This window comes from Mesorhizobium sp. (assembly GCF_005063415.1).
Lineage (GTDB): Bacteria > Pseudomonadota > Alphaproteobacteria > Rhizobiales > Rhizobiaceae > Mesorhizobium.
Map to the genome: position 1 here is coordinate 1 of NZ_SUEG01000200.1, position 7,368 is coordinate 7,368.

Below are 7,368 nucleotides of genomic sequence, written 5' to 3' on the forward strand. Positions count from 1 at the left end.
GTTGCTCGTCGGCGAGCAGAACGAGACGCGGCTTCAAAGCGTCTTCGCCGGCAACCAACGTGCCGATCGGGGCGCCGATCCAGCGCAACGTGCCATCCGAACCCAGCGCGATGTCGCCATTGGCCGAGGCGCCGAAGCGCTCGGCCCGCGCCTCGAACTCGGCGGCAAGCGCCTTCTGCGCCGCTGCCCGCACCGCCTTGGCGTCCTCGCCGCCGGCGCTCTGGTCGGCGGTGAAGCGGAAACCCTGCAACTCGCCGACATGGTGGCCCTCGACGAGGACGGTTCCGGTTGGGCTGATTTCGGCTTCAGGCATCGTGTTTTCTCTAAGGCGCCGCATGAGGACGGAAGTCCTGCGGTCTACAAAACGTTTCGTCAACCGCTCATGCAGCGCATCCGACAATCTGTCTTCGATTTCGCGCGTCTTTTCCTGCCAGTGTGCCCGATCGGCCAGCCAGCCGGGCCGGTTGGAAACGAAGGTCCATGTGCGGATCTGGGCAATCCTGTGCGATAGCGTGTCGATGTCGCCTTCGGTGGTGTCGGCACGGCGCACCTGCTCGGCCATGTAGTTCTCGTCGACATGGCCGTGCCTGGCAAGGTCCATGTAGATGGAAGCAATCAAGTCGGCGTGCTGGGCCGGCGCGATCTTCCTGTAGTCGGGCAGCGCGCAGGCTTCCCAAAGCAGCGCCACGCGCCTGGCATCGGTGGTGAGTGCCCGGATGTCCTCGTCGCGCGACAGATGTTCGAGCGCCTGCGCGTCCACGGCCGGCAGTGCGCGCGTCAGGCCTTCGACCGGGGCGTTGGTCTCAATCGAGCGCTTCAGCGCATCGAGGTTGGCGAAATCGAAATGCGCGGTGCGCCACTGCAGCACTTTCACCGGGTCGAAATCATGCGCCTCGATCTTCTTGACCAGTTCTTCATCCAGCGGATCGACCTGGCCGGTGACGCCGAAGGTGCCGTCGCGCAGATGCCGGCCGGCGCGGCCGGCAATCTGGCCGAGCTCGGCCGCCGTCAGGTTGCGGTACTGGTAGCCGTCGAATTTACGGTTCTGGGCGAAGGCGACGTGTTCGAGGTCGAGGTTGAGGCCCATGCCGATGGCGTCGGTGGCGACGAGGTAGTCGACGTCGCCCGACTGGAATAGCGCCACCTGGGCGTTGCGGGTGCGCGGGCTGAGTGCGCCGAGCACGACGGCGGCACCGCCCTGCTGGCGGCGGATCAGCTCGGCAATGGCATAGACCTCGTCGGCCGAGAAGGCGACGATCGCGGTGCGCCGCGGCAGGCGGGTCAGCTTCTTCGAGCCGGCGTAGGCAAGATGCGATAGCCGTGGCCGGGTCACCACCGACACGCCCCGCAGCAGGCGCTGCAGGATGCCGTGCATGGTGGCCGCGCCCAGCAGCAGCGTCTCCTGGCGGCCGCGCAGATGCAGGATGCGATCGGTGAAGATGTGGCCGCGTTCGAGATCGCCGGCGAGCTGGACCTCGTCGATGGCAACGAAGGCGGCGTCGGTCTCGCGCGGCATCGCTTCCACGGTGCAGACCGAGTATTTCGCGCCCGCCGGCTGGATCTTTTCCTCGCCGGTGATGAGCGCAACCTTATGGGCGCCGACCTTCTCGCAGACGCGCGTATAGACCTCGCGGGCAAGCAGCCTGAGCGGCAGGCCGATGACGCCGCTTTCATGCGCCACCATGCGTTCGATGGCGAGATGGGTCTTGCCGGTGTTGGTCGGGCCGAGCACGGCCGTCACGTCTCGACCCGACAGGATCAGCGGTTCAGTGTGTTTCGGATGGATGTTCATCGGCCTGGAAATAAGGCTCTCTGCCTCGCATTGTCGGGAGCGCGCCCATATTGGCCGCGTATGACAGGCGACACATAGGGATTTCGGGCGCGAAGCGAAAGCGGAATGTGCCGAGGGCGGGCCGATTAGTCGCTTCAAAGCCACAAAATCTGTTCCCGATTAACAGTTGGAACGAGTCTGGAACGAATCAGCGACGAATCACTGACTCGCGCTGATTCAGGTTTTGTTCACGGCTACATCTGGGCTTTCTGCCGGCGAATCTCACCATATGCTGAATCCCGGAAACTGGCCCGATTCATGCAGGCGGCATCCAAGCCAGCACCACGGTTAACCTTTGCCGGTGAATGATCGTGGCCGGCCAACCTGCTTCGCCCAACATTATGAAATTATTGATGTTTCCTAATGCGCCTTAATCATTTCGAGGGTGTTTTCAGCTCTCGCCGTTAACGTTCCGCTCAAAGTCGGAACGAATCGGCGACGAATCAGAGATAGCCGAAGTTTCTTGGTTTGTTCACCGCAACATGTTGTGTTGTGAACAGCTTTTCCACCGAGAATCCACAGGCTGCCGGGCCGTTTTTGTACAGGCTGCGCAGCGGCCGTTAACCTTTGTGTACTGGTTCGGCACACGCGGCGTCATGGCCATCGGGTCGACGCAGTTGCTGCATGAGGCTCACACTCGGCCAACCACGCTGAACGGCTTGTTCAGGATACGTCCTCTCCGACGGCATAGCGCTGCAATGTGGGGCCGACGTTCTGGATGATTTCGTCGTGGGACAGGGCGACGACCGGCGGAAGCCGCAGCAGGTACCGGCACATCGCCAGTCCCAGCAACTGGCTGGAAATGAGCCCGGCCCGCCGGCCCGCATCGGCGGGATCAGCGACCGCCGCAACCAATGGCCTCACCTGGTTGGCAAATACGTCGCGCAACTTTTCGGCGGCAAATTCGTTCGACGTCGCCGAACGCAGCAGAATTGCCATGCCGGTACCGTTGGCCGGATCTTCCCAGATTTCGAGAAATCGCCTGATCAGTGTCTTGCCGATATCGGTTCGGTCGATCACCCGTAGTGCCGGCAATTTCAGATCGACGACCGCCGCCCTGGCGAACAATTCGTCCTTGCTGCGGAAATAGCGGATCACCATGGCCGGATCGATCGAAGCATGGGCCGCGACGTCGCGGATCGAGGCGCCGTCATAGCCGCGTTCGGCGAACAGGAGCCTCGCGGCCTCAAGTATCTGAGCCCGGGTGCGGTCCGACTTGCTGGGTTTCTTCGACTGATTCTCGGTCATGAAAATGCATATGCCAACGACCGTTGACAAATGCAACGGCTTCGGCTAAAAGTCAACAAATGTTGACAAATGGAGAGAGAAAATGCTGCCCGATACAACGGAAGTCCTGATTATTGGCGCCGGCCCGACCGGCTTGGCGCTGTCCATCGTGCTGCACGAGGCCGGGGTCGACCATGTTCTGATCGACAGGCTTGGGGAGGGCCTTCAGACCTCGCGGGCTGGCGTCATCCACGCTCAGACGCTGGAAGCGCTGGAGCCGCTGGGCGTCACGCAGCGGCTGAGCGAACTTGCCCTGAAGCTGCGGAATTTCGCCATCCGCGACCGCAACCGGGCACTGCTCAAGCTCGATTTCGGAAGGCTTCCGTCGAGGCATCCCTATCTGATGATGCTGCCTCAGAATCTCACCGAGCAGGTGTTCGCCGAGCGGATTGCCGCCCTGGGCGGCGTGATCCACCGCATGGTCGAGGCCAAGGCCGTGGTTCAGGACACTGACGGTGCGTGCGTGACGGTGGTCGAGAACGGCCGCGAGAAGATCATATCGGCACGCTACGTCGTTGGCGGCGACGGTATGCACAGCCTGGTGCGCAGCTCAGCCGGCATCGAGTTCGACGGCGCGGCCTATGAGGCGTCGTTCGTTCTCGCCGACGTTCGTCTCGACTGGCCGGTTGGGCCAACCGAAGTGTCGCTGTTCTTTGCACCAGCCGGGCTGGTGGTGGTGGCGCCGCTTCCGGACGGATCATACCGCGTCGTTGCGACAATGGACGACGCGCCGGAAAAACCCGCGGTCGCAGACATACAGGCGCTGCTGGACAGCCGCGGACCGACCGGTAAAAGAGGCCGGGTGCTCGACCTGAAATGGAGCTCGCGTTTTCGCGTGCATCACCGCCTGGTCCGGTCATACCGCAAGGACCGGTTGTTCCTGATGGGCGATGCCGCGCACGTACACAGCCCGGCGGGAGGGCAAGGCATGAATACCGGCATCGTCGACGCGGTCGTGCTTGGTCAGTTGCTTGGCGACGTGGTGAACGGCGTGCGCCCGGAAGCCGAGCTCGAACGCTATGAAACACTGCGACGCCCAGCAGCCCAAGAGGTGCTTGACCTGGCTGGCATGATGACCGGCATGGCGCTTACCCACAGTCCGGTGAAGCGGTTCGTCCGCAACCTCGTGCTATCGGTGCTGAACCTCACACCATTCCTGAAGCGCCGCATCGCCTTGAAGCTGTCGGGCCTCAGTCGGGCGCCGCTTGCCCGTCTACCGGCACCTGCGTGCGAGCCGGGTGCAATTGGCCGAACCCAGCCTAAAGCCAACCCAGAGCTGAAGCTTGCCGCGTGACAGCCCGGTTGTCTGCCCGTACTCGCCGTTGGGCTGGTACGGGAGTCATCCGCGACATCCCCAGGCCTCAGCTAATGTACTGCCCGCCATTGGCTGATATGGTCGAGCCGGTGATGAAACCGGCATCGTCGGAAGCGAGGAAGACGACGCAGCGCGCGATCTCCTCCGGCTCGCCGAGACGGCCGACCGGGATGTGCGGGATGACGCGCTCGTTAAGCACCTTCTCGTCCATCGCCTTGACCATCTCGGTGGCGATGTAGCCGGGGCAAATGACGTTGACGGTGATGCCGGCGCGCGCGCCTTCCTGGGCCAGTGCCTTGGTGAAGCCGATATCGCCGGCCTTCGAGGCCGAATAATTGACCTGGCCGACCTGGCCTTTCTGGCCGTTGATCGAGGAGATGGTGATGATGCGACCGAACTTGCGGTCGCGCATGCCGCCCCACAACGGATGCGTCATGTTGAAGACGCCGGAAAGGTTGGTGTCGAGGACCTCCTTCCATTGCTCTCGCGTCATCTTGTGGAACATCGCGTCGCGAGTGATGCCGGCATTGTTGACCAGCACCGAGACGGGACCGAGATCGGCCTCGATCTGTTTGATGCCGGCGGCGCAGGCCTCGTACTCGGCGACGGACCATTTATAGACCGGGATGCCGGTCGCGGCCTTGAACTTTGCCGCCGCTTCCTCATTGCCGGCGTAGTTTGCGGCCACCGAATAGCCGGCGCTTTTCAAGGCGACCGATATCGCCGCGCCGATGCCGCGCGACCCGCCTGTGACGATTGCAACCTTTGTCATATGTCCTCCCGGGAAATGCAGATGACTGAGCGTTGAAGCGGTGGGGTTTGCCCTCTATTCCCTACTCGCTTTGCGCCAGCATCCTATTCGTATTGCTTATCTCATCACAATGCTTCCACGCACATGGCAACACCCATGCCGCCGCCGATGCACAGCGTCGCAAGACCTTTCTTGGCACTTCTGCGGCCCATTTCGTAGACCAGCGTGTTGAAGATGCGCGCGCCTGAGGCGCCGACCGGATGGCCGATGGCGATGGCGCCGCCATTGACGTTGACGATCGCCGGGTCCCAGCCCATGTCCTTGTTGACGGCGCAGGCCTGCGCGGCGAAGGCCTCGTTGGCTTCGACCAAATCGAGGTCGCCGACCGACCAACCGGCCTTGGCCAGCGCCCTGCGCGAGGAGGGGATCGGTCCCGTCCCCATGATCTGCGGGTCGACGCCGGCGGTCGCCCAGGAAACGATACGCACCAGCGGTGTGATGCCGCGCCTTGCGGCTTCCGCTTCGGTCATCAGCACCACAGCGGCGGCGCCGTCGTTGATGCCGGAGGCATTGGCAGCGGTTACCGTGCCTTCCTTGTCGAAGGCGGGCTTGAGCTTGGTCATGGCGTCGATTGTCGCGCCGTGGCGGATGTATTCATCCTGGTCGACTATCGTGTCGCCCTTCCTGCCCTTGACTGTGAAGGCAACGATCTCGTCCTTGAATTTTCCGGCTTTCTGCGCGGCCTCGGCCTTGTTTTGGGAAGCCAGTGCGAACTGGTCCTGGTCGTCACGAGTGATCTGGAACTGGCGGGCGACGTTCTCCGCGGTGTTGCCCATATGATAGCCATAGAAGGCATCGGTCAGGCCGTCCTTGATCATGGTGTCGATCAGCTTGAAATCGCCCATCTTGACGCCACCGCGCAGATGCTGCGCGTGCGGAGCCATCGACATTGATTCCTGGCCGCCGGCAACGATGATCCTTGCGTCGCCCTGGGCGATCTGTTGCATGCCGAGCGCGATGGCGCGCAAGCCGGAGCCGCAGAGCTGGTTGAGGCCCCAGGAGGTCGCCTCCTGCGGCACGCCGGCGGCCATAGCCGCCTGTCGCGCCGGGTTCTGCCCTTGAGCCGCGGTCAGGATCTGGCCGAGAATGACCTCGTCCACCTCCTTGCCGTCGACGCCGGCACGGACCAGCGCTTCCCTGACGGCGACGGCACCCAATTCATGGGCTGGCGTGTTGGCGAAGGCGCCGTTGAAGGAGCCGACGGGCGTGCGTGCCGCACTGGCGACAACGATGGCGTTGGAAGCGGACATGTTCTTCTCCAGGCTTTCGGGGAACGATTTCGGGTGCCGTCGGGGACTTTTCTTGCCCTTTCCACAACCCGAGTCAAACCCGAAATGGCTAGGGCGTTGCTCCGTCGCAAGCAGGCCGCGCGTCGCGGCGACGGCAGCCCATCCGTGCTGCGCAGCATAAAATGTTCTCGCACTGCACAAACTGCTTGGATTCATGACGCTTTTGCGCATATCCTTTAAAAAGGCGCAATCGTTACCGGCGGCTTACTTAAGCTGCCCGGTGTCCGGGGAGGATGCAGATGGCCGCAAAAGACGAACCTATTGTTATCAAGAAATATGCCAATCGCCGTCTCTACAATACGGGCACCAGCACCTATGTGACGCTCGAGGATCTCGCTGAAATGGTCAAAAAAGGCGAGGACTTTACTGTCCAGGACGCCAAGACCGGTGACGACATCACGCATCCGGTGCTGACCCAGATCATCTTCGAGCTGGAGAACAAGGACGGGCAGAACATGCTGCCGATCCCGTTCCTGCGTCAGCTCATCGCCTATTACGGCGACCAGATGCAGATGATAGTGCCGAGCTTTCTCGAGCAGTCGATGCTGGCCTTCTCGAAGGAGCAGGAACGCTTTCGCGAGCAGATGAAAGATGCCTTCGGCAAGTCGCCGATGGACATGATGAAGATCGCGACGCCGATCAAGGTGCTGGAGGAGCAGACTCGGCGTAACATGGAAATGTTCCAGAACGCCATGCGGCTGTTCACGCCGTTCCCGCCTGCGGGCTCTGCGCCGGCAGCAGCACCGGCCGAACCGGCCAAGAAAGAAACGCCGGAAAAACCCGACGACCTTCAGGAGCTGAAGGAGCAGATCGCCGCGATGCAGCGCAAGCTCGA

At 62.4% G+C, this 7,368-nt stretch carries 6 protein-coding genes; 2 read left to right on the plus strand and 4 right to left on the minus strand.

What is annotated here, in order from left to right; translation table 11 throughout:
• A partial coding sequence (locus E5W70_RS29420) for a helicase-related protein (RefSeq protein ID WP_292664801.1) occupies positions 1–1,792 on the minus strand: 1,792 nt, incomplete at its 3' end.
• A gap of 702 nt (positions 1,793–2,494) precedes the next feature.
• Entirely contained in the window at positions 2,495–3,079 is a 585-nt protein-coding gene (locus E5W70_RS29425) for a TetR family transcriptional regulator (RefSeq protein WP_292664802.1), read from the minus strand.
• An 82-nt stretch (positions 3,080–3,161) separates the two neighbouring features.
• Between E5W70_RS29425 and E5W70_RS29430 the strand changes: the two genes are divergently transcribed.
• The gene (locus tag E5W70_RS29430) at positions 3,162–4,412 is read left to right on the plus strand and encodes an NAD(P)/FAD-dependent oxidoreductase (RefSeq protein ID WP_292664803.1); all 1,251 of its coding nucleotides are present in this window, start codon (positions 3,162–3,164) and stop codon (positions 4,410–4,412) included.
• Positions 4,413–4,479: 67 nt separating this feature from the next.
• Here the strand turns inward: E5W70_RS29430 and phbB are convergent, their stop codons facing one another.
• Positions 4,480–5,205: an acetoacetyl-CoA reductase gene (gene phbB, locus E5W70_RS29435; RefSeq protein ID WP_292664804.1), complete on the minus strand. Its 726-nt coding sequence runs from the start codon at positions 5,203–5,205 to the stop codon at positions 4,480–4,482.
• A gap of 104 nt (positions 5,206–5,309) precedes the next feature.
• Positions 5,310–6,494, minus strand: coding sequence for an acetyl-CoA C-acetyltransferase (locus tag E5W70_RS29440; protein WP_292664805.1), 1,185 nt, complete (start codon positions 6,492–6,494; stop codon positions 5,310–5,312).
• 278 nt (positions 6,495–6,772) lie between these two features.
• Here E5W70_RS29440 and phaR point away from each other — a divergent pair.
• The coding region (phaR, locus tag E5W70_RS29445) for a polyhydroxyalkanoate synthesis repressor PhaR (RefSeq protein ID WP_292664806.1) at positions 6,773–7,368 on the plus strand (596 nt) is incomplete at its 3' end.